The organism is Dinoroseobacter sp. S375 (assembly GCF_049800775.1).
Classification (GTDB): Bacteria; Pseudomonadota; Alphaproteobacteria; order Rhodobacterales; family Rhodobacteraceae; genus Dinoroseobacter.
In genome coordinates, this window is the sequence record NZ_JBNAFR010000004.1 from 87,558 (window position 1) to 112,972 (window position 25,415).

The 25,415-nt window shown below is 66.1% G+C and carries 28 protein-coding genes; 6 read left to right on the plus strand and 22 right to left on the minus strand.

Annotation, left to right across the window (positions count from 1 at the left end):
- Positions 1-3: 3 nt before the first annotated feature.
- The 18 genes from nuoF to ACP150_RS11040 form a co-directional block, all read right to left on the minus strand.
- Complete coding sequence (gene nuoF / locus ACP150_RS10955; RefSeq protein ID WP_424966667.1) at positions 4-1,305, minus strand: NADH-quinone oxidoreductase subunit NuoF; 1,302 nt, start codon at positions 1,303-1,305, stop codon at positions 4-6.
- A 3-nt stretch (positions 1,306-1,308) separates the two neighbouring features.
- Positions 1,309-1,539 carry a DUF5337 family protein gene (locus ACP150_RS10960; protein ID WP_424966668.1) on the minus strand — a complete coding sequence of 77 codons (231 nt, stop codon included), beginning with the start codon at positions 1,537-1,539 and terminating at the stop codon, positions 1,309-1,311.
- Positions 1,536-2,246 (minus strand): endonuclease, encoded by a 711-nt coding sequence (locus ACP150_RS10965; protein ID WP_424966669.1) that lies wholly within the window; start codon positions 2,244-2,246, stop codon positions 1,536-1,538. The genes ACP150_RS10960 and ACP150_RS10965 overlap by 4 nt, the downstream gene beginning before the upstream one ends.
- A gap of 31 nt (positions 2,247-2,277) precedes the next feature.
- Positions 2,278-3,480: an NADH-quinone oxidoreductase subunit E gene (locus tag ACP150_RS10970; protein ID WP_424966670.1), complete on the minus strand. Its 1,203-nt coding sequence runs from the start codon at positions 3,478-3,480 to the stop codon at positions 2,278-2,280.
- Complete coding sequence (locus ACP150_RS10975) at positions 3,480-3,746, minus strand: hypothetical protein (RefSeq protein WP_424966671.1); 267 nt, start codon at positions 3,744-3,746, stop codon at positions 3,480-3,482. Before ACP150_RS10975 ends, ACP150_RS10970 begins: the two co-directional genes overlap by 1 nt.
- Positions 3,746-4,957 (minus strand): NADH-quinone oxidoreductase subunit D, encoded by a 1,212-nt coding sequence (locus tag ACP150_RS10980; RefSeq protein ID WP_424966958.1) that lies wholly within the window; start codon positions 4,955-4,957, stop codon positions 3,746-3,748. The genes ACP150_RS10975 and ACP150_RS10980 overlap by 1 nt, the downstream gene beginning before the upstream one ends.
- Positions 4,958-4,964: 7 nt before the next feature.
- Entirely contained in the window at positions 4,965-5,843 is an 879-nt protein-coding gene (locus ACP150_RS10985; RefSeq protein ID WP_424966672.1) for a sulfotransferase family protein, read from the minus strand.
- Between the two features lie 3 nt (positions 5,844-5,846).
- On the minus strand, positions 5,847-6,455 hold the full coding sequence (locus ACP150_RS10990; protein WP_424966673.1) for an NADH-quinone oxidoreductase subunit C: 609 nt from the start codon (positions 6,453-6,455) through the stop codon (positions 5,847-5,849).
- 18 nt (positions 6,456-6,473) lie between these two features.
- A complete protein-coding gene (locus ACP150_RS10995) occupies positions 6,474-7,007 on the minus strand; it encodes a NuoB/complex I 20 kDa subunit family protein (RefSeq protein ID WP_424966674.1) in 534 nt (177 codons plus the stop codon).
- A complete protein-coding gene (locus tag ACP150_RS11000; RefSeq protein ID WP_424966675.1) occupies positions 6,998-7,363 on the minus strand; it encodes an NADH-quinone oxidoreductase subunit A in 366 nt (121 codons plus the stop codon). The genes ACP150_RS10995 and ACP150_RS11000 overlap by 10 nt, the downstream gene beginning before the upstream one ends.
- Before the next feature lie 676 nt (positions 7,364-8,039).
- Entirely contained in the window at positions 8,040-8,834 is a 795-nt protein-coding gene (locus tag ACP150_RS11005; protein WP_424966677.1) for a crotonase/enoyl-CoA hydratase family protein, read from the minus strand.
- Complete coding sequence (locus ACP150_RS11010) at positions 8,821-9,351, minus strand: DUF6653 family protein (RefSeq protein ID WP_424966678.1); 531 nt, start codon at positions 9,349-9,351, stop codon at positions 8,821-8,823. Before ACP150_RS11010 ends, ACP150_RS11005 begins: the two co-directional genes overlap by 14 nt.
- Positions 9,344-9,757 (minus strand): hypothetical protein, encoded by a 414-nt coding sequence (locus tag ACP150_RS11015; protein WP_424966680.1) that lies wholly within the window; start codon positions 9,755-9,757, stop codon positions 9,344-9,346. Before ACP150_RS11015 ends, ACP150_RS11010 begins: the two co-directional genes overlap by 8 nt.
- A 67-nt stretch (positions 9,758-9,824) precedes the next feature.
- Complete coding sequence (locus ACP150_RS11020) at positions 9,825-10,673, minus strand: hydroxymethylglutaryl-CoA lyase (RefSeq protein WP_424966681.1); 849 nt, start codon at positions 10,671-10,673, stop codon at positions 9,825-9,827.
- Entirely contained in the window at positions 10,670-11,365 is a 696-nt protein-coding gene (locus tag ACP150_RS11025; protein WP_424966682.1) for a glutathione S-transferase family protein, read from the minus strand. The genes ACP150_RS11020 and ACP150_RS11025 overlap by 4 nt, the downstream gene beginning before the upstream one ends.
- Positions 11,362-13,314 (minus strand): biotin carboxylase N-terminal domain-containing protein, encoded by a 1,953-nt coding sequence (locus tag ACP150_RS11030; protein ID WP_424966683.1) that lies wholly within the window; start codon positions 13,312-13,314, stop codon positions 11,362-11,364. The genes ACP150_RS11025 and ACP150_RS11030 overlap by 4 nt, the downstream gene beginning before the upstream one ends.
- A complete protein-coding gene (locus ACP150_RS11035) occupies positions 13,296-13,964 on the minus strand; it encodes a hypothetical protein (RefSeq protein WP_424966684.1) in 669 nt (222 codons plus the stop codon). The genes ACP150_RS11030 and ACP150_RS11035 overlap by 19 nt, the downstream gene beginning before the upstream one ends.
- A 117-nt stretch (positions 13,965-14,081) precedes the next feature.
- Complete coding sequence (locus ACP150_RS11040) at positions 14,082-15,686, minus strand: carboxyl transferase domain-containing protein (RefSeq protein WP_424966685.1); 1,605 nt, start codon at positions 15,684-15,686, stop codon at positions 14,082-14,084.
- A gap of 149 nt (positions 15,687-15,835) precedes the next feature.
- On the opposite strand from ACP150_RS11040, the gene ACP150_RS11045 reads away from it, so the two are divergent.
- A complete protein-coding gene (locus ACP150_RS11045) occupies positions 15,836-16,450 on the plus strand; it encodes an OmpW/AlkL family protein (protein ID WP_424966686.1) in 615 nt (204 codons plus the stop codon).
- A 68-nt stretch (positions 16,451-16,518) separates the two neighbouring features.
- Here the strand turns inward: ACP150_RS11045 and ACP150_RS11050 are convergent, their stop codons facing one another.
- From ACP150_RS11050 to ACP150_RS11065, 4 genes are all read right to left on the minus strand, one after another.
- Entirely contained in the window at positions 16,519-16,857 is a 339-nt protein-coding gene (locus ACP150_RS11050) for a hypothetical protein (protein ID WP_424966687.1), read from the minus strand.
- 57 nt (positions 16,858-16,914) lie between these two features.
- Positions 16,915-18,078, minus strand: coding sequence for an acyl-CoA dehydrogenase family protein (locus ACP150_RS11055; RefSeq protein WP_424966688.1), 1,164 nt, complete (start codon positions 18,076-18,078; stop codon positions 16,915-16,917).
- A gap of 151 nt (positions 18,079-18,229) precedes the next feature.
- A complete protein-coding gene (locus ACP150_RS11060) occupies positions 18,230-19,441 on the minus strand; it encodes a DegT/DnrJ/EryC1/StrS family aminotransferase (protein ID WP_424966689.1) in 1,212 nt (403 codons plus the stop codon).
- Between the two features lie 42 nt (positions 19,442-19,483).
- A complete protein-coding gene (locus ACP150_RS11065; RefSeq protein WP_424966690.1) occupies positions 19,484-20,158 on the minus strand; it encodes an HAD-IA family hydrolase in 675 nt (224 codons plus the stop codon).
- Between the two features lie 126 nt (positions 20,159-20,284).
- On the opposite strand from ACP150_RS11065, the gene glmU reads away from it, so the two are divergent.
- The 5 genes from glmU to ACP150_RS11090 are packed head-to-tail and all read left to right on the plus strand — an operon-like array spanning position 20,285 to position 25,328.
- Complete coding sequence (gene glmU / locus ACP150_RS11070) at positions 20,285-21,664, plus strand: bifunctional UDP-N-acetylglucosamine diphosphorylase/glucosamine-1-phosphate N-acetyltransferase GlmU (RefSeq protein WP_424966691.1); 1,380 nt, start codon at positions 20,285-20,287, stop codon at positions 21,662-21,664.
- Entirely contained in the window at positions 21,665-23,485 is a 1,821-nt protein-coding gene (glmS, locus tag ACP150_RS11075; RefSeq protein ID WP_424966692.1) for a glutamine--fructose-6-phosphate transaminase (isomerizing), read from the plus strand.
- A gap of 3 nt (positions 23,486-23,488) precedes the next feature.
- Positions 23,489-24,037 (plus strand): pyridoxamine 5'-phosphate oxidase family protein, encoded by a 549-nt coding sequence (locus ACP150_RS11080; RefSeq protein WP_424966693.1) that lies wholly within the window; start codon positions 23,489-23,491, stop codon positions 24,035-24,037.
- Entirely contained in the window at positions 24,034-24,624 is a 591-nt protein-coding gene (locus ACP150_RS11085) for a GNAT family N-acetyltransferase (RefSeq protein ID WP_424966694.1), read from the plus strand. The genes ACP150_RS11080 and ACP150_RS11085 overlap by 4 nt, the downstream gene beginning before the upstream one ends.
- An 8-nt stretch (positions 24,625-24,632) precedes the next feature.
- On the plus strand, positions 24,633-25,328 hold the full coding sequence (locus ACP150_RS11090; RefSeq protein WP_424966959.1) for a DNA alkylation repair protein: 696 nt from the start codon (positions 24,633-24,635) through the stop codon (positions 25,326-25,328).
- Positions 25,329-25,415 lie beyond the last annotated feature (87 nt).

Here is a 25,415-nt window from a genome sequence, read left to right on the forward strand (position 1 = left end):
ACCTTACTCCGCCGCCATTGCTGCAGAGACGCGCCCGGATTTCTGGGCCTTGATGCGGTCTTCGATCTCGTCGCGGAAGTTGCGGATGAGACCCTGGATCGGCCAGGCCGCAGCATCGCCAAGCGCGCAGATGGTGTGGCCCTCGACCTGCTTGGTGACGTCGAACAGCATGTCGATCTCTTCGACCTCCGCCTCGCCGCGCACCAGACGGTCCATCACGCGCATCATCCAGCCCGTGCCCTCGCGGCAGGGCGTGCACTGGCCGCAGCTCTCGTGCTTGTAGAACTTCGACAGGCGCCAGATCGCCTTGATGATGTCGGTATCCTTGTCCATCACGATCACCGCCGCCGTGCCGAGGCCGGAGCCCAGCTCGCCGCGCAGGTAGTCGAAATCCATGATCGCGTCGCGCATGTTCTCACCACGCACGCAGGGCACCGAGGATCCGCCCGGGATCACCGCCTTGAGGTTGTCCCAGCCGCCACGGATCCCGCCGCAATGCTTGTCGATCAGCTCCTCAAAGGAAATCGACATGGCCTCCTCGACCACACAGGGGTTGTTCACATGGCCCGAGATCGCAAAGAGCTTGGTGCCCGCATTGTTCGGACGGCCGAACTGCGCGAACCAGTCCGCGCCACGGCGCAGGATGGTCGGCACAACGGCGATGGATTCCACGTTATTCACCGTGGTCGGGCAGCCATAGAGACCCGCGCCCGCCGGGAAGGGCGGCTTCATCCGGGGCATGCCCTTCTTGCCTTCGAGGCTCTCGATCAGCGCGGTTTCCTCGCCACAGATGTAGGCCCCCGCCCCATGGGCGAGATAGAGGTCGAAATCCCAGCCGGACCCGGCGGCATTCTTGCCCAGAAGGCCCGCGTCATAGGCCTCGTCGATCGCCGCCTGCAGCGCCTCGCGCTCGCGGATATACTCACCGCGGATATAGATATAGGAGGCATGGGCGCCCATCGCGAAGCTCGCGATCAGGCAGCCCTCGATCAGGGTGTGGGGATCATGGCGCATGATCTCCCGGTCCTTGCAGGTGCCCGGCTCGGATTCGTCGGCGTTTACCACAAGGTAATGGGGCCGCCCGTCACTGCCCTTGGGCATGAAGGACCATTTCAGACCCGTCGGAAAGCCCGCGCCGCCGCGACCGCGCAGCCCGCTATCCTTCATGATCTTGATGATGTCATCGCGACCCATCTGAACCAGCTTGTCCGTGCCGTCCCAATGCCCGCGCTTGCGGGCACCGGCCAGAGTGCGGTCATGCATTCCGTAGATATTGGTGAAGATCCGGTCCTGATCTTGCAGCATCTGTCACTCCTTCGCCTGGCGCGATCGCCAGAGCCTGAACCCCACCACCAGCGCCCAGAAGAACGCTGCCAGTGCGGCAAAATCGAATAGGAAGACAAACCGGACCGGCAGGCCCAATTCCCTTCCCGCAAAGTTCGCCCCGATCCACAGCACCATCGTGGCAGCGACCACGATGGCGGCGGTGCGGGCCTGCATGACGCGGGCCTGCTCTTCGGGATCCGGGCGTTGGGTCATGTGTCGTACACGTCGCCCTCATCGACCCGTTTGGAAAACTCCGTCTCGCCGCCACCGGCGAGCAGTTTGGCCTGCGCCACCCATTCATCACGCGAGGCGCGCCCCTTGAAGCCTTCGAGGTTCTCATCCACCCAGGCCAGCTCGGCCTCGGACCAGCCGGCGATCTGGTCAAAATGGTAGAAGCCCATGGAATTCAGCACGCCTTCAAGCTTGGGTCCGACGCCCTTGATCTTCTTGAGGTCATCCGCCTTGCCGTCTCGGGCTGCCGATAGGGTTGCAGGCTTGCCCTCCGCCTCGGCCGACGCAGTCTCGGTGGCCCCATTGGAATAGGTCCAGGAGCCCTTGCGGCTGGCCAGTTCAGCCTCCCCCGCCAGCGGGGTCGACGGTTTCACGACGCCGGTTGCCATGGCGGGCACGGTCGGCGCGGGCTCCGCGCTCGGGGTCGGCGCACCGCCCTGAACACGGGCGCGCGCCGCGTCCATCTCGGCTTGCAGCGCCTCGACCCGACCTTGCGGGCGTCCGCCCTGGCCGCAGACCATGATGCTCAGCGCGCCGCCGACAATGAGCCAGGCAATCGCGCCCATGAATGCGCCTTGCAGGAATGACCAGCCTACAACCATCAGCCCAGCCGCCGTCAGCGCGCCCAGTAGTATGCCGATCGCCCAGCAGATGATGGTGCAGGTCATGTCTTTGTTTTGTGTCGTCATTCCAGTTCTCCCCCTTTTTCAGAGCCGTTCGTTAGTAAACGTCCCCTTTTGTAACGCGGGAAGAAAATTCTGTCTCGCCTCCTGATGCGAGGGTCTTGGCCTGGGCCACCCATTCATCGCGGGAAGCACGTCCCTTGAAGCCTTCGAGATTGTCATCCACCCAAGCCAACTCGGCCTCGGACCAGCCGGCGATCTGGTCGAAATGGTAGATGCCCATGCCGTTCAGCATGGTCTCGAGCTTGGGCCCGACGCCCTTGATCTTCTTGAGATCATCGGCGCCCTCATCGCGCGCCGCACTCAGCATGGCGGGCTTGGACCCTGTTTGCGTCGAAGCCGCTCCGTATTTCCACGTGCCCTTCCGCGAGGCCAATTCCGCCTGTCCGGGCAGTGCGGCACTTGGCTTGACCTTCGTTGTCTCGGTGGGCGCAGGCGCGACGACCGGCTCCGGCGCAAGCTCCGCCGTCGTTGCCGGTGCCTCGGGTGTCGGAGCTTTCGCGGTGTTTGCAGGCTTGGGCAGTTCGGCATCCTTGCCGAGCCACGGCGCCGTCAGGGGGACTTCGGTCCCGTCGATACGCTTGATCGTGTCGCCAAGATCCACCGCGAGCCGCGCTGAGGCGTTATAGGCATCCTTGCCCGCTTCGTATTCGGTGAGGCTGGTCAACCCGCCTGCAGGCTCCGACGTGTAGCGCCCGTTCTGCGGACCGGGCACGGGCACCTCACCCGCCGCCATCTTGTCCAGCAGCGCCGAGAAGCCCTCAACCGTCAGGTCCTCGTAGTAATCCTTGCCGATCTGGGCCATGGGCGCGTTCGCGCAGGAGCCGAGGCATTCGACCTCTTCCCAGCTGAACTTGCCGTCGGCGCTGAGCTGATGGGCCTTGGGCGCGATCTTGTCCTTGCAAACCGCGACCAGATCCTCGGCCCCGCAGATCATGCAGGATGTCGTCCCGCAAATCTGGATATGCGCAACGGAACCAACAGGTTGCAGTTGAAACATGAAGTAGAACGTCGCGACTTCGAGTGCCCGGATATAGGCCATATCCAGCATCTCGGCCACGTATTCGATGGCCGGGCGGGTCAGCCAGCCCTCTTGTTCCTGCGCGCGCCACAGGATCGGAATGATCGCGGACGCCTGACGACCCTCAGGATACTTGGTCATCTGCGTCAGCGCCCAGGCCTCGTTCTCGGGCGTGAAGGCAAAGCTTGCGGGTTGGTCAGCGTGAAGACGACGCAGCATCAGATCGTTTCCCTCAGTGGCGCAACCTGTTCAAGGATCAGCAGAAGCTGCTCCAGCAGTTGCGGCAAATACGTCTCGACAAAGCTGCGCAGCGTGGCGCGCAGCCAGATGGCCAGTCCGGCCAGATAAGCGGCCATCAGACCGGCAAAGGCGATCAGCCCGGCGAACAGCCCGACAAGGGAGGACCGCGAGGCCTTCCCCATCCCGGCGCTCAGCCAGAAGGACAGCACGAAGACCGCCCCGAACCCGATCGCAACCCACAGCATCAGCGGTCAATCTCTCCGAACACCACGTCCATGGTCCCAATGATCGCGGCCACATCGGCCAGCTGGTGACCCTTGGCCACGTGATCCATGCTCTGCAGGTGCAGATAGCCCGGTGCGCGGATCTTGGAGCGGTAAGGCTTGTTCGTGCCATCCGATTTCAGGAAGACGCCAAACTCGCCCTTGGGCGCCTCGACCGCGGCATAGACCTCGCCCTCGGGCACGTGGAAGCCTTCGGTATAGAGCTTGAAGTGGTGGATCAGGCTCTCCATCGAGGTTTTCATGTCGCCGCGCTTGGGCGGGGTCAGCTTGCCGCGCGCGAGGACATCGCCGGGGCATTCGCGCAGTTTGACGATGGCCTGCTGGATGATCCCGAGGCTCTCGCGCATCTCCTGCATCCGGCAGAGATAGCGGTCATAGCAGTCGCCATTCTTGCCAATGGGGATCTGGAAATCGAACTCATCGTAGCATTCATAGGGCTGCGCGCGGCGCAGATCCCATGCCAGGCCCGAGCCCCGCACCATCACGCCGGAATAGCCCCATTCGAGGATCTCTTCTTCGGTGACCACGCCGATATCGCAATTGCGCTGCTTGAAGATCCGGTTCTCGGTCAGCAGCCCGTCAATATCGTCGAGCACGGCGGGGAATTCGTGGGTCCAGGTCTCGATATCATCGAGCAGCTCGGGCGGCAGATCCTGATGCACGCCTCCGGGTCGGAAATAGGCCGCGTGGAGACGCGCCCCGCAAGCCCGCTCGTAGAAGACCATGAGCTTTTCACGCTCTTCAAAGCCCCAGAGCGGCGGCGTCAGCGCGCCCACATCCATGGCCTGGGTCGTGACGTTCAACAGGTGGTTCAGGATCCGCCCGATCTCGGAATAGAGCACCCGGATCAGGGACCCGCGCCGGGGCACTTCGGTCCCGGTCAGCTTCTCGATCGCGAGGCACCAGGCATGTTCCTGGTTCATCGGGGCCACGTAGTCGAGCCGGTCGAAATAAGGCAGGTTCTGCAGGTAGGTCCGGCTCTCCATGAGCTTTTCCGTCCCGCGATGCAGCAGGCCGATATGGGGATCGCAGCGCTCGACAATCTCGCCATCCAGTTCCAGCACCAGTCGCAGCACGCCGTGGGCGGCCGGATGCTGGGGCCCGAAATTGATGTTGAAATTGCGGATCTTCTGTTCGCCGGTGAGGGCGTCGTCGAAATTCGTGCCGTCCATCATGGTCTCAAACTCCAACTTCTGCCGCGTGCCAGCCCGCAGGAATGCGGCCCATCAGGCGGTGTACATGGTCATATTGCGGGGCCAGCGCTTTGGCGGCCTGGGCGCGGCGGCCCGGTTCCATCTCGATAGGCGCGCTCTGGTGGACGCGGGTATCCAGCGGGGCTGCATGGTCCTTGATGCCGAGAAAGGCGCAGAGGCGCGAGACGGTCTCGGCCCGGAACAGCTCTTCGTAGAAGCCCAGAAACCTGTCCCCTTCGGGGATCGCAGCGCGGATCCGGCTGAGCGGGCCCTCGTAATCGCAGCGCTCGGCCAGAGCACCCTCTTCGCCCCGGGTCCAGCGGTCGAAGATCCAGTTGGCGCGGTCGGCGATGTCCTTGTCGGAGCCACCCTTCCAGCCCGCCATCATGCGGATATTGGACCAGAGCCGGTCAATCGGGTCGCGCAGCAGGTAGATGAACTTGGTCACGGGACCGAGCCCGGCCATCTTGCGCAGACGGTCCTCGCTGAGCAGCGCATAGGCCGGGGTGATATCGCCCACGACGCGCGCGCCCTTGCGGCCCTTCTTGAGGAAGCTGACATAGGCGCCGGGCCGTTCGACCCCTTGCCCCAGCAGCCCCAGATAGCGGTCGATCTCGGCTACCTCGAAGCGCAGTTTCTCGCGCGCCGCGCCCTCGGCCTCGCGCATCTTCGCGCGCAGCCCCATGCGTTTCTCGCAGAGCCCGTCGATCTGCTCCATCACCTGCCCGCGATCCAGCGCGTCGAAGTAATGCAGCTCCTTGTGGGTCCAGAGATGCACCTCCGGGTGGCGATCCAGGTAGTACTGGAGCCAGCTCGTGCCCGCCTTCGTGGCACCGATCCCGAAAAGGAGCGTGACGTCGGCCATGGCTCAGCCCTTGGCCTCTTCTTTCTCGTCGCCGGGCAGGATGTACTCGGCACCTTCCCAAGGGGACATGAAGTCGAACTGCCGGTATTCCTGCACGAGCTTCACCGGCTCATAAACGACGCGCTTCTTCTCGTCGTCATAGCGCACCTCGGTATAGCCCGTGGTCGGGAAGTCCTTGCGCAGCGGATAGCCCCGGAAGCCGTAATCCGTGAGGATCCGGCGCAGATCCGGGTGGCCCGAGAACAGGATGCCGAACATGTCGAACACCTCACGCTCGAACCAGTTGGCCGAGGGGTGTTCCGAGATGATCGAGGGCACGATGTCATCGGCCCGCACCGGAACCCGCAGGCGGATCCGGTGGTTCTGGTACATGGACAGGAAGTGATAGACCACGTCGAACCGCTGCGCCCGCTCGGGGTAGTCCACGGCCGTGATGTCGATCAGGGTCGAGAACTTGCAGGTCGCGTCGGTCTTGAGGAAGGCCACGAGGCCGACGATCGATTGCGGCGTGGCCACAACGGTCAGCTCGTCATGGGCGATCTCGGTCGAAATCACGCAATCCGGGCGCTTGAGCTCGATATGGGCGGCCAGTTCCTGAAGGGCTGCGGTCATTGGTGTGTCTCCTGCGCCTTAGCGCACAATCGTTCCCGTCCGGCGGATCTTGCGTTGCAGCTGCAACAGGCCATAGAGCAGCGCCTCGGCCGTGGGCGGGCAGCCGGGGACATAGATGTCCACGGGCACCACGCGGTCGCAACCGCGCACAACGGAATAGCTGTAATGGTAGTACCCGCCGCCATTGGCGCATGACCCCATCGAGATCACGTAGCGCGGCTCGGGCATCTGGTCATAGACCTTGCGCAGGGCGGGCGCCATCTTGTTGGTCAGCGTGCCGGCCACGATCATCACATCGGACTGGCGCGGAGACGCGCGCGGCGCGATCCCGAACCGTTCGGCATCGTAGCGCGGCATGGAGGTGTGCATCATCTCGACCGCGCAGCAGGCCAGACCAAAGGTCATCCAGTGCAGCGAGCCGGTGCGGGCCCAGTTGATGATGTCCTCGGTCGAGGTCAGCAGAAAGCCCTTGTCCTGCAACTCGGCATTGAGGAGCTGTGTCGCGTGTTCCTTGTCGGGACCCGCGTCATAGGCGGCGGTGCTCACTCCCATTCGAGGGCTCCTTTTTTCCACTCATAGGCGAACCCGATGGTCAGGATCGCAAGGAAGATCATCATGCTCCAGAAGCCCACGATCCCCACATCCTTGAAGGCAACCGCCCAGGGGAAGAGGAACGCGACCTCGAGATCGAAGATGATGAAGAGAATCGATACCAGGTAGAAGCGCACATCGAACTTCATCCGGGCATCGTCGAAGGCGTTGAAGCCACACTCATAGGCCGAGACTTTTTCCGGATCCGGATTGCGCACCGCCAGGATCACCGCAGCCAGGATGAGCACCAGGCCAAGGCCAATGGCAATTGCCAAAAATACTAGGATCGGAAGGTATTCTCGAAGCAAATCTTCCACGTGGGGCTCCTTCCTGCGTGGTACCGGGGACCAGCTCAGCGCGGTCCCGATAGTGTCGGTCCGGTCGTGGCGGGTCTACCTTTGCATACCAAGGTGGTCAACCGAGCCGCCTGCGGCAAACACGCCCCAACGCGCGCAGTGTACGCGTGTCCCGGGGCTCTGCCAGAGGCGGTGTGACGCAGGGCATGATCCGCCCCCGGTTTTCCCGCATAACCAGCATAGCATCTAACCACATATTGAATACAGGTTTAACTCCTGAGCAGGTTTTGCACCCCGCGCCCGAATTTCATGGGGCCCTCGGCCAAGGCCGGGTCGGCCGCCTGTGACGCAGAGCGCTCCAGGCCGAGGGCGCAGAACGGCCTTTAGGCAGGTCCAGCGCGGCAACACTCGGCTCGGCGACCCTCTCGCGTGACCGTCGCTGGACAGCGGCCCTCCATGTCAGGGAGGCCGTGGCATGCCGAGCCACCCGGACAAAACCGATGCCGGGCTCGGAGCCCCATAGTCGACACGCTTTTGGGGGACGCATGTCACAGGCGCGGTGGGCAGGTATAGCGCGTGGGAGCACGCGTATCACTGCGCGCCGCGCCTGTCCCGGAACTCCGGTGCCGGTTTCGCGCGGGCGTGTCGGGATGGCCGGCGTCCCGCGCCCCGACCCCGCCCTATGCGATTCAGGTGGTCAGGTCTCGGAAACCCAGGGGGCGGGTCGCTTGGCGAAGAACGCGTCGATCCCTTCTGCGGCCTCGTCGCTTTCCCAGCGGGCAATGAGCGCGTCGATCGTGCTGTCGATCTCGGCCTCGCTGACGGCTCCGCCGAGGCGCAGCGCGAGGGCCTTGGCTTCGGCCACAGCGCCCGGGGCCGTGGCGAGATAGGGCACCACCTCGGCCTCGACGGCGGCATCCAGATCCTCCGGGGCCACGGTGCGCGCCGCAAGGCCAAGCGCGACGGCCTCCTCGGCCCCGAAGATCCGCGCGGACATGAAAACCCGGCGCGCGCAGGCCGCGCCCATGCGGGCGATCACGTAGGGGCCGATGGTCGCCGGGATCAGGCCCAGGCGCGTTTCGGTCAAGCCGAACCGCGCGGACGCGCTTGCGATGGCCACGTCGCAGACCGACATCAGACCGACACCGCCGCCGAGGGCCTGCCCCTGGATGCGCCCGATCACCGGCTTGGGCAGCTGGTTCCAGACCCCGAGCATCTCGGCCAGCGCGCGTGCCTCCCGGGCGCGGGTCGCCGCATCGGCGGTCATTTGCGCCCGCATCCAGCCCAGATCCCCCCCGGCGCAGAAGCTCCGCCCCTGACCGGTCAGGATCACCGCGCGCACCTTTGGATCCGCGCCGAGTGTCTCGGCGCAGGCCTTGAGTTCACCGATCATTGCGGCGTCCATGGCGTTGTGCTTGTCCGGCCGGTTCAGGGTCACGGTCACCACGCCGCGCGTATCCTGCGCCAGATCGAGCGTGTCATAGGCGGTCATGGGCGATCTCCTTCGCTGTCAGCCCGGGCACGGCCTTGCCCGCGCGCACCCAATCATCATGTATCCAGACCATCCGGTCGCAAAACCACGTCTTCGGCAGCGCCGTCAGGACAATCCCGAACACCACCCAATCGGCCCAAAGCATCCACAGGCCCAGCCCCAGCACCAGCGCCCCGGGTGCCGCGGCATACCCGAGACACAGGGCAACCCGACGGTGATGGGCCGGGAGCTCGGCGCGGTGGGTCAGAAAGATCCGCTCCCCCAGCACGGCGCGACTGCCCCAGGCGGCAAAGCTGCGCGGCTCGGCAAAGGCGCGCGGGTTGGCCCATGTCCAGACCAGCACGAGCGCCACCGGGATCAGCGCGCCCCAGCCGAGCCAGACCCGGCTCCAGATCGCGAGCGCCAGAAGCGGCAGCACCGAAAACCGGGTCGCCACCGAGAGCGGGTTGGCATGGCGTCGCCAGACCCGGTCATCCATCCCCATGAGGCGCTCGGCCCGGTCAAAGAGATCAGCCATGGGGCCGCGCCCCCAGGGTGTCAGGGATCGCACCAACGGCTTCGGGGACCGACAGCGCGCCCGTATCCAGATCCAGGTCTGCCTCGGGGAAGGCCTCGGAGCGCCGGGCGCAGAGGGCCTCCCAATCCGGCAGCACGAGCCACGTAGCCCTCGGCGCGCGGGTCCAGACCGGGTGACAGTGGGCCGCACGGTCCGCGCAGCTCAACTCTACATCCAAGTGCAGTCCCCCCTTAGCGCTCGCGGGATGCCACGCCCAGCGAGAGCGCGGGATCGGGTTCGCACTGTTGGCGGCCATGTCAAACCCCTGTTCCCGCGCCATGGCCGACACCTCATAGCCCCCATCGGCGGGGTCGCCTGTCTCCACAAGGCTTTCGCGCAGCCAAAGCGCCCCGGTCTCTGTCGCCAAAACGCAGGGGCTCGTGCGTTTGCCGATGCCGGACACCCCGCTCAGACAAACGCGCCAGGGCACCGGACTAGCGCAGGCCCCGGGCCATGGAGGCCGCCACGGCCAGCGCCGCGCGATCAAGCCCGGTCTCATAGCCCAGAGCGGCGAGATGATCGGCCACGGCCTCGGTGGCCACATTGCCCGCAGCACCCGGGGCATAGGGACAGCCCCCCAGCCCTCCGGCGGAGGCATCGAACACCCGCAGCCCCTGATCCAGCGCCACATCGATATTGTTGAGCGCCCGCCCGCCCGTATCGTGGAAATGCCCGGCGAGCTGCGTCACCGGGACCTCGGCGCGCACGGCCTCCAGCATCCGCGCCACGCGGACGGGCTCGCCCCGCCCCAAGGTCTCGCCCAGGGAAATCTCGTAGCAGCCCAGATCGGCCAGACGCGCGGCGACACGCGCCACGGCCTCGGGCGGGGTGGCGCCATCAAACGGGCAATCGGTCACGCAGGAGACATAGCCCCGCACGGGCAGCCCCGCCTCTGCCGCCGCCGCGCAGATCGGTGCGAAGCGGTCGAAGCTTTCTTCGATGGTGCAATTGAGATTGGCTTTGCTGAACCCCTCGCTGGCCGCCCCGAAAATCGCGATCTCGTCGGCGCGCGCCGCCAGCGCCCCTTGGAACCCGCGCATGTTCGGGGTCAGCGCGGCATAGCGCAGCCCGTCCCGGCGCGGGATCCCCGCCAGCACCTCGGCCCCATCGGCCATTTGCGGCACCCATTTCGGGCTGACGAAGCTGGCGACTTCGATCCGGGCGAAGCCGACCTCGGCCAGCGCCGAGATCAGGGCGATCTTCTGGGCCGTTGGGATCTGCCGCTTTTCATTCTGCAGCCCGTCGCGGGGGCCGACCTCGACGATCTCGACCGTCTGGCTCATGGCGTGGCCTCCCAGGGGGGATAGAACGCCCGGTCGTAGATCCCCTCGCCCGGCGCGGGCAGTGCCGCCTGAAAGCCCGGGCGCGCGGAGATGGCGGCATACCAGGCCGCGCTACGTGGATACCCGTCCAGCGTCACGAAATACTGCCCCATATAGACCGCCTGCCCGACACTGATATCCGCCGCCGAGAAGCCACCCGCCAGCAGGCTGTCGCAGCCGGTTTCGCGCAGCCGCGCCTCGATCGCCTCGTAGCACTTGGCGAGCCGCTTCGCCTCGAGCCGCATCACGACCGGCGAGCGCATGGCATCCTCGTAGAGCATCACATGCTGCTGGGTGAGCGCCGCCACATGCTGGCTCAGGGTCTCGGCGAAATGGATCCAGACGAGGAAGGCCCCGCGCTCCGGATGGCCCGGCCCCCGCCCCAGTCCGTCGGGCGAGAACCGCTCGCAGAGCAGTTCCGTGATCGCGCCCGTCTCGAACAGGGTCTCCCCGTCAAGCTCCAGCGCGGGCACCCGCCCCGCCGGAGACAGAGCCAGATAGGCCGGATCGCGCAGGGCGCGGTCGAACGGGTGCGTGATCACCTCAGCCTCGAGCCCCAGCTCGCGGATCAGCCAGAGTGTGCGCATGGACCGGGTCTGCGGACAGTGATGCAGACGGATCGCCGGTGTGCGGGCGGGTGCCGGTGCGTTCATGTCGGTGCCTCTTCATCCGGCTCCAGCAGGATGAGCGGTGCCCCTGCCGTGACCTGATCCCCGGTTTGCACGCGGATCTCGGACACGGTCCCATCCCGCCCGGCGGTCAGGGTATGCTCCATCTTCATCGCCTCGAGGATGGCGAGCCGCGCGCCCTGGCGCACCCGCTCCCCGGTAGACACAAAGACCGCCTTGACGAGCCCCGGCATGGGCGCCTCGACATGTCCTGCCCCCGGGCCCGCCGCGGCTCCTCGCTGCAGCGGATCGGGCACTGTGAAATGGTAATTGTTCGACCAGAACACGCTGACACCCGCCGCGTGGGCGACGATCTCGGCCGGGGTCGGCGCGCCATCCACCCACCAGACGCCGTCATGGCGCGCGATCTCATGGGTCGCCTCGCCGATCCGGACGCGGAACCGGTCCGCGCCAAGCGTTTCGATCCGGGTGGCGACCTCCTCCTCGCCAAAGAGCAGCATCTGGCTTTGTGCCAGCGGCGCCCAGAGCGTGAGCCCCGCGTGATCCGGCGCCCCCAAATGCAGCCCCGCCGCACCGAGCCCTGCCAGCGAGCGCGCCCGCGTACAGGGGACGGGCGCGGGCGAGAGCGTCGCGACCTCCCGGTCGATCAGGCCGGTATCCACCTCTCCGGCGAAAAAGCCCTCATGGCGCGCCAAAGCTCGCAGAAAGGCAAGGTTGGTGACGCTGCCCGCCACCTGCGTGGTCGCGAGCACCCGGTCGAGCTTGCGCAGGGCCGCCTGCCGCGTGGGCCCGGCGACCACCAGCTTGGCGATCATCGGATCGTACCAGGGGCTGATCGTGTCGCCCGCGCGCACGCCGGTCTCGATCCGCGCGCCATCGGGGAAGGCCAGATGGGTCAGGGTCCCGGTGGCGGGCAGGAAGCCCTTGGGCACGTCCTCGGCATAGAGCCGCGCTTCGAAGGCATGGCCCGTGATCGACAGGTCCTGCTGTGCAGCGGGCAGGTCCTCCCCCGCGGCGACGCGCAGCTGCCATTCCACCAGATCGAAGCCGGTGACGGCCTCGGTCACCGGATGTTCGACCTGCAGGCGGGTGTTCATTTCCATGAACCAGAACCCGTCCGCGCGCAAACCGTCACTGGCATCGACGATGAATTCCACGGTGCCTGCGCCCGCATAGCCGATCGCCTCGGCGGCGCGCACGGCGGCGGCCCCCATGGCGGCGCGCATCTCGGGCGTCATGCCCGGTGCCGGGGCCTCTTCAATCACCTTCTGATGGCGACGCTGGAGGGAACAATCCCGCTCGAACAGATGCACCGCGCGGGTGCCGTCGCCAAAGACCTGAACCTCGATATGCCGCGGCGTGGCCACGTATTTCTCGATCAGAACGGCGTCGTTTCCGAACGCCCCAAGCGCCTCGGCCTTGGCCGCCTCGAGCGCAGGCAGGAAGGCCTCGGGCGCATCGACCCGGCGCATTCCCTTGCCGCCGCCCCCGGCCACGGCCTTGATCAGGACCGGGTATCCGATGGTCCCGGCTTGCGCGGCCAGATGGGCGGGATCCTGATCCGCGCCCTGATAGCCGGGCACCACGGGGACACCGGCCTCGGACATAAGGGTCTTGGCCGCATCTTTGAGCCCCATGGCGCGGATCGCCTCGGCCGAGGGACCGATGAAGACCAGACCGGCGGCCTCGACCGCTTCGACGAAATCCGGGTTCTCCGACAGAAAGCCATAGCCCGGGTGAATGGCCTGCGCCCCCGTGGCGAGCGCTGCTTCGATGATCGCATCGCCGCGCAGATAACTGTCCCGCGGCGCGGGTCCGCCGATGGCGCATGCGGCATCGGCCATGGCGACATGGCGCGCGCCGGCATCGACCTCGGAATAGACCGCCACGGTCTGCACCCCGAGGCGACGGCACGTCTCGATTACCCGGCAGGCAATCTCGCCGCGATTGGCAATCAGGATCCTGTTGAACATTTCGTGCCTTTTCCCCCGTCGCCAGTGTTGGCCAACAGTCTTTCTCGAAGCGTCTTTGCGGCGGCCTCCCTGCTCTGACGAGCTTCGGGTTTGTTGGCCTCAGGAAGGGTCAGAGCACGCATCTCAACGCGGTCGCGAACGCCAGCCAGGTCGAGGCGCGCGCGTGCTTTGCCACCGGCTGCAACAACAATCGCAGAGGGGAACAAACGCACGAATCCACCCAAGATGGGTGCAAAATCCCGCTCTGCGCGTCTTCCGATCCTTCCTCCGGAAGCTTTCGCCTGTACCCAAAACGAGTTGGCGATAACCACGCGCCCCATACGATCCTCTACAGAGAGATCTGGAAAAACCTTCTCGAAAAACTCCGCTGGCCATCGCGCAAAGCGATCTGGGCAATCGGGCGTGTATGGATGTATCGGATCATAGATAAAGGGATGGCCACCTTTCTTACCGAGTCCGTCCGAGCACACTTCGTAAAGCCAATCTTCAATCTTTCGACCAATTTCCCAATGACCCGGGTTGCTACCGGGCTCGGCCAACAACAGCAGAACTTCAACGCTGTCAGGTCGATCTAACGCGCCAGCGAAGTGGCGTGGCCGATGACCCTTCTCGAATTCGTTAGGAAGTCCATGGTCGCGCGCGATTTGCATGACCTTTGGAAATGCGTCTAGCAGGTATCTGGCCACGCGTGGATCCATCCAGTCAGACGTCATAACCTTGCCTCCCATCGTGACCAGGCAACCCAAAAGGAGCAGTAAGCGCTCAAATCACATCCGGAACACGCCGAAGCGTGTCTCCTCTATGGGGGCGTTCAGGGCGGCGCGCAGGGAGAGGCTGAGCACAGCGCGGCTTTTACGCGGGTCGATGATCCCGTCATCCCAGAGCCGGGCCGAGGCATAAAGCGGGTGGGACTGTTCCTCGAACATGTCGATCGTTGGCTGTTTGAAGGCGGCCTCCTCTTCGGGCGACCAGCTGCCGCCCTTGCGCTCAATCGCGTCGCGCTTGACCGTGGCGAGCACCCCGGCGGCTTGCGCGCCGCCCATGACCGAGATCCGGGAATTGGGCCAGGACCACATGAAGCGCGGCTGATAGGCCCGCCCGGCCATGCCGTAATTCCCCGCCCCGAAGGATCCGCCCATCACCATGGTCACCTTGGGCACCGAGGTCGTCGCCACCGCCGTCACCATTTTGGCCCCGTGCCGCGCGATCCCCTCATTCTCGTATTTCCGGCCCACCATGAAGCCCGTGATGTTCTGCAGAAACACAAGCGGGATCTTGCGCTGGCTGCAAAGCTCGACGAAATGGGCGCCCTTCTGGGCCGCCTCGGAGAACAGGACGCCATTATTGGCGATGATCCCCACCGGACAGCCCTCGATATGAGCGAACCCCGTCACCAGCGTCTCGCCAAAGCGCGGCTTGAACGCGTCAAAGCGCGAGCCGTCGACGATCCGGGCAATGACTTCGGTGATGTCGTAGGGCACCGAAAGGCTCGCCGGAACCAGATCCAGCAGCTCTTCGGGGTCATAGGCGGGCGGCTCAGGGGCCTGCATCGCCACCGAGACCGACACGCGCCGGTTCAGCCCCGCCACCGCGCGGCGCGCGAGCGCCAGCGCATGGGCATCGTCCTCGGCCAGATAATCCGCCACGCCCGAGAGGCGTGTGTGCACATCGCCCCCGCCGAGATCCTCGGCGCTGACCACTTCGCCCGTGGCAGCCTTGACCAGCGGCGGGCCCGCGAGAAAGATCGTGCCCTGCTCCTTCACGATGATCGTCACATCGGACATGGCGGGCACATAGGCCCCCCCTGCCGTGCAGGAGCCCATGACCACGGCGATCTGCGGGATACCCGCCGCCGACATCTGCGCCTGATTGTAAAAGATCCGCCCGAAATGATCCCGGTCGGGAAAGACCTCGTCCTGATTGGGCAGGTTCGCCCCGCCGCTATCCACAAGGTAGATGCAGGGCAAATGACATTCCGCGGCAATCTCTTGCGCGCGCAGGTGTTTCTTGACGGTGATCGGGTAATAGGTGCCGCCCTTCACGGTGGCATCATTGCAGATGACCATCACGTCCTGCCCGTGGATCTGGCCCACGCCCGCAATCGCTCCGCCACAGGGTGCCGCCCCCCCATAGAGGCCATGGCCCGCCGTCGCCCCGACCTCGAGAAACGGACTGCCGGGGTCGAGCAGATTGGCCACACGGTCCCGCGGCAGCATCTTGCCGCGACTCAGATGGCGGTCCCGTGCGGCGTCGCCGCCCCCTGCAGCGGCCTGCGATGCTGCATCCGCAACGTGTTCGAGCGCGGCCAGATGCGCGGCGCGATTGGCCTTCGCCGCCTCCGATCCGCTATCCCATTGAGATATCAGCTTCACGCGGCCTGCCTCCTGCCTGATGGACATGCCCCTGCCGGGCCAAGGGCCGTTATGCCGCAGGGCAGCGCAGCCTCCGGTTGACCTGTATCAAAGCTGGTACAATCGGTCTGCGCGATGACAGCGGCGGAGACCAAACGAGGGAACGACCCATGAAACATATCACCCTGTCCGCACTCGCTGTTCTGGCGGCCACGGCCGCGGCCCCGGCTTTCGCCCAGGAGGCAGGAGACTGGACCATCGGCATCGGGATCGCCAATGTGAACCCGAAATCCGGCAATGGCGAACTGGATGCCATCGTCCCGGGCGCCGGCATCGACGTCGACTCGGACACGCAGCTGTCCTTCACCGCCGAGTATTTCTTCACGCCGAATATCGGTCTCGAAATCCTCGCCGCGACGCCCTTCAGCCATGACATCTCGATTGACGGGGTTGGGGATGCCGGTGACACCAAGCACCTGCCGCCCACCATCTCGGTGAACTACCACTTCACCAATTTCGAGGGCTTCAAGCCCTATATCGGGGTCGGCCTGAACTACACCAACTTCTTCCAGGAGAGCTCGCCGCTCGGCAAGTTGGAGCTGGAGGACAGCTTCGGCCTTGCCGCCCAAATCGGCGTGGACATTCCGGTCACCGAGACCGGGGCGCTGCGCCTGAATGCGCGCTATATCGACATCGATACCGACGTGAAGCTGAACGGCGACAAGATCGGCACAGCCGAGATCGATCCGGTGGTTCTGGGCATCGCGTACGTGATGACCTTCTGAACCGCGATCCATCGCAGCCAAGCGAGGCGCGCCCGAGTGGCGCGCCTTTTGCCTATGCAGGGCCGCGCTCATGTCTCGGGCCTCTGATCCCGGTCGCGCCCGGTGAAGGCCAGCCCGCCATCGCGCCGCACATAGTAGTCCCAGCCCTGCGCCGCCCCTTCGGGTCGGCAGCGCACCACGACCCAGATGCCGGGATCCGTCCCGGGCACCGCCGCGCAATCGGTCAGGGCCGCCGAGCCCGTGCCATCGAGGGCCGCATGATCCTTGAGATATTGCGCCGCGTAATGGTCGATCACCGCGCTCTCATCCAGCGCCGCCCGTTGCGAGCCCAGCCGCACGCCATTGGCTGCGAGGATCAGCACGATGATGCCCAAGGGCAAAAACCAGAGCCAGCGCGGCCAGGCCATGGGCTCATCCCCCTTTGCCCAGAGAGGCGACAGAGCGCTCGGTGACAGCGGGCCGGGTCATGCCATGGCCGCCATCAGCTCGCGCCCGACCAGCATGCGCCGGATCTCGGAGGTGCCCGCGCCAATCTCCATCAGCTTGGCATCGCGGAACATCCGGGCCACGGGCGCATCGTTCAGAAAGCCCGCGCCACCCATGGCCTGCACCGCCTGATGGGCGACTTTCATGCCCTCTTCCGAGGCGTAAAGCACACAGGCCGCTGCATCCTGCCGCGTGACCTCGCCGCGATCGCAGGCCTTGGCGACCTCATAAGCATAGGCGCGCGACGTGTTCAGCCCCGCATACATATCAGCGATCTTGCCCTGCATGAGCTGGAAGTTTCCGATGCTTTGGCCGAATTGCTTGCGCTCGACCATATACGGCATGATCTCGTCGAGGCAGCCCGCCATGATGCCGATATTGACGCCCGAGAGGACGACACGCTCGTAATCGAGACCGCTCATCAGGACCGCAACCCCGCGCCCCTCTTCTCCGAGCACGTTCTCGAAGGGCACTTCGACATCCTCGAAGATCAGCTCCGCGGTGTTCGAGCCGCGCATGCCGAGCTTGTCGAAATGGGGCGAGGTCGAGAATCCGGTCATGGATTTCTCGATGATGAAGGCGGTGATGCCCTTGGAGCCTGCCTCCGGGTCGGTCTTGGCATAGACAACAAGGGTTTCGGCGTCCGGGCCGTTGGTGATCCAGTATTTCGTGCCGTTCAGGCGGTAGTGATCGTTGCGCTTTTCCGCGCGCAGTTTCATGCCCACCACGTCGGACCCGGCGGAGGCTTCGGACATGGCCAGCGCGCCCACATGGGTGCCGTCGATCAGGCCCGGCAGGTAGCGAGCCTTTTGCTCCGGCGTGCCGTTGAGCTTGATCTGGTTGACGCAAAGATTGGAATGCGCGCCGTAGCTGAGCCCGATGGAGGCCGACACGCGGGAGATTTCCTCGACCGCGACCGTATGGGCGAGATAGCCCATGCCCGCACCGCCATCTTCCTCGTCCACGGTGATGCCAAGAAGGCCCAGCTCCCCCATCTCGCTCCAGAGCTCGGCCGGAAAGAGATTGTCGGAATCGGTCGCCGCCGCCAGCGGCTTGACCCGTTCCTGCGCCCAGCGATGGACCATCTCGCGCAGGGCTTCGACCTCTTCGCCGAGATCGAACCGCATGGATGCGGTGAACATGGGCGCTCCCTCCTCCCAAAAATTGAACGCTTGTTCATTTATAGGCGCGCGCGTCGTCCCTGTCCAGAGATTTCGCGCGCGGAGTGGGGGCGCTGCCCCCGGCGGCCCTGCGGCCGCCTCCCCCGGGATATTTCGGGACTTAAGGGAGGGGCTATTCGGCGGCCATCGACTGGGGAAGCGCCTCGGCCTCGGCGCGCAGGATGCGGGCGATCTGGGCGCAATCGACCTCGGAGAAGGTGAGCGGCAGGCGCAGATCGAGCAGCGTCGCAAGCACGCGGTCGGTTTGCGGCAGCACTGGCGTCGGGGCATAGCGCCAGCTGTCATAGCGCGAGGTGAAGCCATGGGGTTCGGGCGCACCAAACCATTTCAGCTCGACCCCGCGGGCCGCGCAGCGCGCCACATAGGCCGCGACCGCCCCGGGATCAGCCTCGGGCAGGCGCAGCTGGAAAGAGGAGGCGACGAAATGCTCCTGCTCCGGGCGGTGGGTCAGGGCGATGCCCGGCGCGCCGGCGAGCCCGGCCTCAAGCACCCGGTAGAGCGCGTTCCAGCGGGCCGCTTGACGCGGAAGATCGGCCAGTTGCGGGCGCAGGATCGCGGCGCGCAGATGGTCCATCCGGCCCGAGACATTGGGCGTGTCGTATTTCACGCGCTCGAACACCTCGGCCTCCGGGGCGGCTCCGTGCCGGGCATAGAGCATGTAGCTGCCCGAGAGCAGGATCGCACGGGCCATGAGCTCTGCATCGTCAGAGATCAGCAACCCGCCCTCGCCGGAATTGATATGCTTGTAGGTCTGGGTCGAGAAGCAGCCGAAGGCCCCGAACCGGCCCGTGGGCGTATCCCCCCAGGACGCGCCCATCGTATGGGCACAATCCTCGATCAGGGTCAGGTCATGGGCATCGCAGATCGCGCTGAGCGCATCCATGTCGCAGATATGCCCGCGCATATGGCTGAGCAGCAGCACCCGCGCGCCGCTGGTCTCGGCCTTGGCGGCCAAGTCATCGAGATCAAGGGTCAGATCTTCGGTCACCTCGACCAGCACCGGCTCGGCCCCGACGGCGGCGATGGCCCCGGGCACGGGCGCGAGCGTGAAGGCATTGCTCAGCACCTTGTCACCGGCGCCGATCCCCAGAGCCCGCATCGCCGTGCCCATGGCATAGCCGCCCGAGGCCACGGCCACGCAGTACCGCGCCCCGGTTTGGGCCGCGAATTCCTGTTCCAGCGCGCCGACCTCGCCCAGCTCACCCGGATCGAGATTGTAGCGATGCAGACGGCCCGAGCGCATGACCTCGACCGCGGCGGCGATGGCGGCCTCGGGGATCGGCTCCTGCTGGGTGAATGTTCCGGTGAAGATCTCGTCAGTCATGAGCGCCTCCTGCGATAGATGTGCCGCCTTGCAAGGCGCAGGTCAATGGTCGGGAAAGAGGCTCCGCAGAACCGCGTCGAACTGGTCGTAATGGGGCAGCAGCGCCTCGGGGGCGAGGCGCGAGACGCCCTCGCCTTCGGGGCCAAAGGTCACCAGCATGGCGGGGATCCCCGCAGCCCGCGCGGTTTCGCGATCGGTCACCGTGTCGCCCACCAGCACCGCGCGCGCCGGGTCGCCGCCGACCCGGGCGATGGTTTCCAGAAGCGGCGCGGGATCGGGCTTTCGCACGGGCAGCGTATCGGCCCCGATCAGCGCACCGAACCGGTCGCGCACGCCCAGCCGGGTCATCAGGGTCTCGGCCAGCCCCTCGGGCTTGTTGGTGCAGATACCCACCGGGCAGCCGCGCGCGCGCAGCCGTTCGACCGCCGCCAGCGCACCGGGATAGAGCCGGGTATGCACATCGATCTTCTCGGCATAGGCCGCGAGCAGCACGGGATAGTCGCGATCCACCTCCGCCTCGGTCCAGTCGAGACCACGCCGGGTCATGCCCAGCCGCAGCATGGCGCGCCCGCCCGCAAAGGCCGTGGCGGCATCGGCCACCGGGTCGAGCGGCGCGCCCTGCCCGCGCGCCTCGAAACAGGCATTGGCGGCCGCGATCAGGTCGGCGCTGGTATCGGCAAGCGTGCCGTCGAGATCGAAGATCACCGTAACCGTCATTGCGCATCTTTCCGCCAATGGGCGTGAGGGGGTGAAAAGGGCCGAAACACCAAGTGACAGCGGGCCCGGTTGCGGGGCCTGCGCCGATGCGTAATAGAACGAGGGCGCAAGGTGAAGGGATGATGCATGTCGGTTGCGTTGATCGTATTGGCGGCGGGCCAGGGCTCGCGGATGAACTCGGACCTGCCCAAGGTGCTGCACCGGCTGGCGGGTGCGCCGCTGCTGGCCCATGCCCTGCGCGCGGGCGCGCGTCTCGACCCGGACCGCACGGTGGTGGTGACCGGGCATGGGGCCGACGCGGTCGAGGCGGCGCTGGCCGGTCTCGACCCCGAGGCTGTCTGCGCGCGCCAGACCGAACAGCTTGGCACGGGCCATGCGGTGGCCCACGCCGGCGCGGCGCTGAAGGGGTTTGAGGGCGATGCGGTGGTGCTCTATGGCGACACGCCGTTCATCTCGCCCGAAACGCTCGAGGCCATGCAGGACAAGCGCGCCGCGGGGGCGGATCTGGTGGTGCTGGGCTTTGAGGCCGCAGATCCCGGACGCTATGGACGTTTGCTGACGGCGGATGACCGGCTGACCCGGATCGTCGAGGCCAAGGATGCCAGTGCCGAAGAGCTCGCGGTCAAACTCTGCAATTCCGGGGTAATGATGGCCGATGCCAGCACCCTGTTGCGCCTGGTCGCCGGGCTTGGCAACGACAACGCGGCGGGCGAGTACTACCTGACGGATGTGGTGGCGCTCGGGGCGGCTGAGGGGCTGTCGGCCCGGGTCGTGACCTGCCCGGAGGCGGAAACGCTGGGCATCAACACCCGTGCGGAACTCGCCGCCGCCGAACAGGCCTTCCAGGCCCGCGCCCGCGCCACCGCACTGGAAGAAGGCGTGTCGCTGGCCGATCCGGACACCACCTATTTCGCGCTCGACACGGTGATTGGGCGCGATGCGCTGATCGGGCCGCAGGTCGTCTTTGGCCCCGGCGTGACCGTGGAATCCGGCGCCGAGATCCGGGCCTTCTGCCATCTGGAGGGCTGTCATGTGAGCCGCGGCGCCCTGGTCGGGCCCTTTGCCCGGCTACGCCCGGGCGCAGAACTCGCCGAACACACCCATGTGGGCAATTTCGTCGAGATCAAGAACGCCACGCTCGATGAGGGCGCGAAGGTCAACCATCTCAGCTATATCGGTGATGCCAGCATTGGCGCGGCGAGCAATATCGGCGCGGGCACGATCACCTGCAATTACGACGGGGTCTTCAAGCATCACACGGAGATTGGCGCGCGGGTCTTTGTTGGCTCGAACACCTGTCTCGTGGCCCCGGTGAAGGTCGGCGACGAGGCGATGACCGCGACGGGCACCATTGTGACCAGCGATGTGCCCGAGGGCGCGCTGGCCGTGGCGCGCTCGCGCCAGACCAACAAGCCGGGCTTTGCCCGCCGCTTCATGGATATGCTGCGCACCCGCAAGGCGGTGCTGGCGGGCGATGCGGGCGATACCAAACAGGGGGCGAAATAGATGTGCGGGATCGTAGGTGTCTTGGGGCGGAACCAGGCCGCCCCCCTGATGGTCGAGGCCCTGAAGCGGCTGGAATATCGCGGCTATGACAGCGCGGGCATTGCCACGGTGCAGGACGGCGCGCTGGACCGCCGCCGCGCGCTCGGCAAGCTGGTGAACCTGAGCGATCTGCTGGTGGAACAGCCGCTCGCGGGCAAATCCGGCATCGGCCATACCCGCTGGGCCACCCATGGCGTGCCCTCGGTGGCCAATGCCCACCCCCATCGCACGGGGGCTGTGGCCGTGGTCCATAACGGGATCATCGAGAATTTCCGCGAGCTGCGCGCCGCCCTGCAATCGCACGGGGCCGAGTTCGAATCCGAGACCGATACCGAGACCGTCGCACAGCTCTGCGCGCAGGCATTGGCCAAGGGCGCTGGCCCCGCCGAAGCCGCGCGCCAGACCATCGCCCAGCTCGAAGGGGCTTTCGCGCTCTGCTTTCTCTTCGAGGGCGAGGATGATCTGATCGTGGCCGCCCGCAAGGGCTCGCCGCTGGCCATCGGGCATGGGGATGGCGAGATGTTCGTCGGCTCCGACGCCATTGCTCTGCATCCCATGACCGACCGGATTACCTATCTCGAAGAGGGTGATATGGCGGTGGTGACCCGGACATCGCTGGAGATCACGGATGCCATGGGACATCCGGTGCAGCGCCCCGAAACCCGCGCCCGGATCGACGGGGCGCAGGTCGGCAAGGGCGGGCACCGGCATTTCATGGCTAAGGAAATCGCCGAGCAGCCCACGGTGCTGGCCGATTGCCTCGCCCATTACATCGGCAGCTCGGGCGAGATCCGGATGCCCGGGGCCCTGCCCGATTTCGCACAGATCGACCGGCTGATCCTCGTGGCCTGCGGCACGGCCTTCTATGCCTGCCAGACCGCGAAATACTGGTTTGAGCAGATCGCGGGCCTGCCGGTCGAGATCGATATCGCCTCGGAATTCCGCTATCGCGAGCCGCCCATCGGGCCGCGCACCGCCGCGCTCTTTGTCAGCCAGTCGGGCGAGACCGCCGATACGCTGGCGGCGCTGCGTTATTGCGCGGGCAAGGCCGAGCATATCCTGTCGATCTGCAACGTGCCCGAAAGCTCCATCGCGCGGGAAAGTGCGGTGGCGCTGCCGACGCTGGCCGGAGTCGAGATCGGCGTGGCCTCGACCAAGGCGTTTACCTGCCAGCTTGCGGTGCTGGCGGTGCTGGCCCTGCACGCGGCCCGGCAGCGCGGCGCGCAAACCGATGGCGAACACCAGACCCTGATCGACGAGCTGCGCAGCCTGCCCAGCGTCATGAACCTCGCCCTGAGCCGGGAGCCCGAGATCGAAGCGGTCTCGCGCGAGCTGGCCGAGGCGCGCGATATTCTGTTCCTGGGGCGCGGCCCAATGTACCCGATCGCCCTGGAGGGCGCTCTGAAGCTCAAGGAAATCAGCTACATACACGCCGAAGGTTACGCGTCGGGCGAGCTGAAACACGGCCCCATCGCCCTGGTGGATCCGGCGGTTCCGGTGATCGTCTTTGCCCCCAATGACCGGCTCTTCGACAAGACCGTATCGAACATGCAGGAGGTCATGGCACGCCAGGGCAAGGTCCTTCTGGTCAGTGACAGCGCCGGTCTGGCCACGGCGGCCGAGGGCACCTGGGCGCAGGTCCAGATGCCCAAGATCGCGCCCGCCTTCGCGCCCATCCTTTACGCTGTGCCCGCGCAGCTTTTGGCGTACCATACGGCGGTGGCCAAGGGCACGGATGTGGACCAGCCGCGCAACCTTGCGAAATCCGTCACCGTGGAGTGAGACATGGCCAAGCAATTCCCCCGGATCGGCCTCGGCCATCAGAATTTCATCGAAGCGCAGCAGATCTTCTTCGTCGCGACCGCCGCCCCGGAAGGCCGCGTCAATCTCAGCCCCAAGGGGATGGACAGCCTGCGCGTGCTCGGCCCCAACCGGATCGCCTGGCTCAATGTCACCGGGTCGGGCAATGAAACCGCAGGGCATCTGAAGCAATCGCCGCGCATGACGCTCATGTGGTGCAGCTTCGATGCGACGCCCATGATCCTGCGCGCCTATGGCACCGCACGGACCGTGCAGCGCGACAGCGCTGATTGGGCAGAGCTGGCCGACCTCTTTCCCGGTGGGCCCGAGAAACGGCAGGTCTATGATCTGAGCGTCGAGATGGTCCAGACCTCCTGCGGCTATGCGGTGCCCACCGCCGACGGCATGACCGAGCGTCCGGTGCTCAAGGACTGGGCCGCGGACAAGGGCGAGGACGGGATCCGCGCCTATTGGTCCGAGCGCAACCGCACGACCATCGACGGCGCGCCCACGGGGATCGAAGACAACCTATGAGCTGGCCCGCCCCGATCTCGCTGCACCGTGAGGAGGCCGCGCTCGTGCCCCTGAGCCGCGACCATGCCGGAGCCCTGGCCGCCGAGAGCGCGGTGGGCGGGCTCAGCAAGCTGTGGTTCACCTATGTGCCCGCCCCCGAGGAAATGGTCGCCGGCATCGAGAGCCATCTGGCCAAGCAGGCGCAGGGCGAGATGACCCCGTTCTGCGTGCTGGATGCCGAGGGACGCCCCGCCGGTAGCACGACCTATTGCAGCCCGGATGCCGAGAACCGCCGGGTCGAGATCGGCTATACCTGGTACGCCAAGCGGGTGCAGCGCAGTGCGGTCAACACCGCCTGCAAGCGGATGCTGCTCGGTCACGCCTTCGAGACGCTGGACTGCATCGCGGTAGAGTTCTGCACCCATGTGCTGAACACGCCGAGCCGCCGGGCGATCGAACGGCTGGGCGCCAAGCTCGACGGGATACGCCGGGCCCATCGCATCATGCCCAATGGCACGATCCGGGATACGGCGGTTTACTCGATCACCGCGCCGGAATGGCCCGCGATCCGCGCCCATCTCGACTGGCAGTTGGAGCGTCCAAGGTGACCGACAGCCTGACTGCCGAGGCCGCGCTGGAGGCTTTGCGCGCCCTCGGGACCGCCGGGAAGGCCGCTCAGATGGCCGCCTATCACAAGGTTGATCGGCCTTATCTCGGGGTCGCGAACGGGGATCTGGACGCGCTGGCGCGAGACTGGCGGCGCGCGCTGGAGGCTCCGGCGCGCGCGGATCTGGCCGGGGCGCTGTGGGACAGCAATATCCACGAGGCGCGGATCGCGGCCGCCAAGCTGCTGACCCAAGCGCGCCAGAAGGACGACGCGGCCACATGGGACCGGATCCAGAGCTGGGTGCCAGAATTCGACGCCTGGGCCATCGCGGATCATGCCTGTATCGCGGGGCAGAAACGGCTGATCGCGGATCCGTCGCGCATCGACACGGTCGAGAACTGGACCCGGAGCGATCACCTCTGGACCCGGCGCGCGGCGCTGGTGATCACCCTGCCCTGGACCAAGCAGCGGGATCCGAAACCCGATGAACTTGCGATCCGCGACCGGGTGCTGGGCTGGGCCGCAGGCTATGTCCCCGATCGGGGTTGGTTCATCCAGAAGGCCATCGCCTGGTGGCTGCGGGACCTGTCCCGGCGTGACCCGGACCGGGTGCGCGCCTTTCTGGCGGAACACGGGGCCGGGATGAAACCCTTTGCCCGGAAAGAGGCCGCGCGGCTTCTGCCGTCGGAGGATGCCGCGGGATAACCCGCAGCGCAGAATCACCTTTGAGCGGCGCCCCGCGCTTCGGCAAAGTGAAGCATAGCGGGAAAACATCACGAGATCATGAGCTTA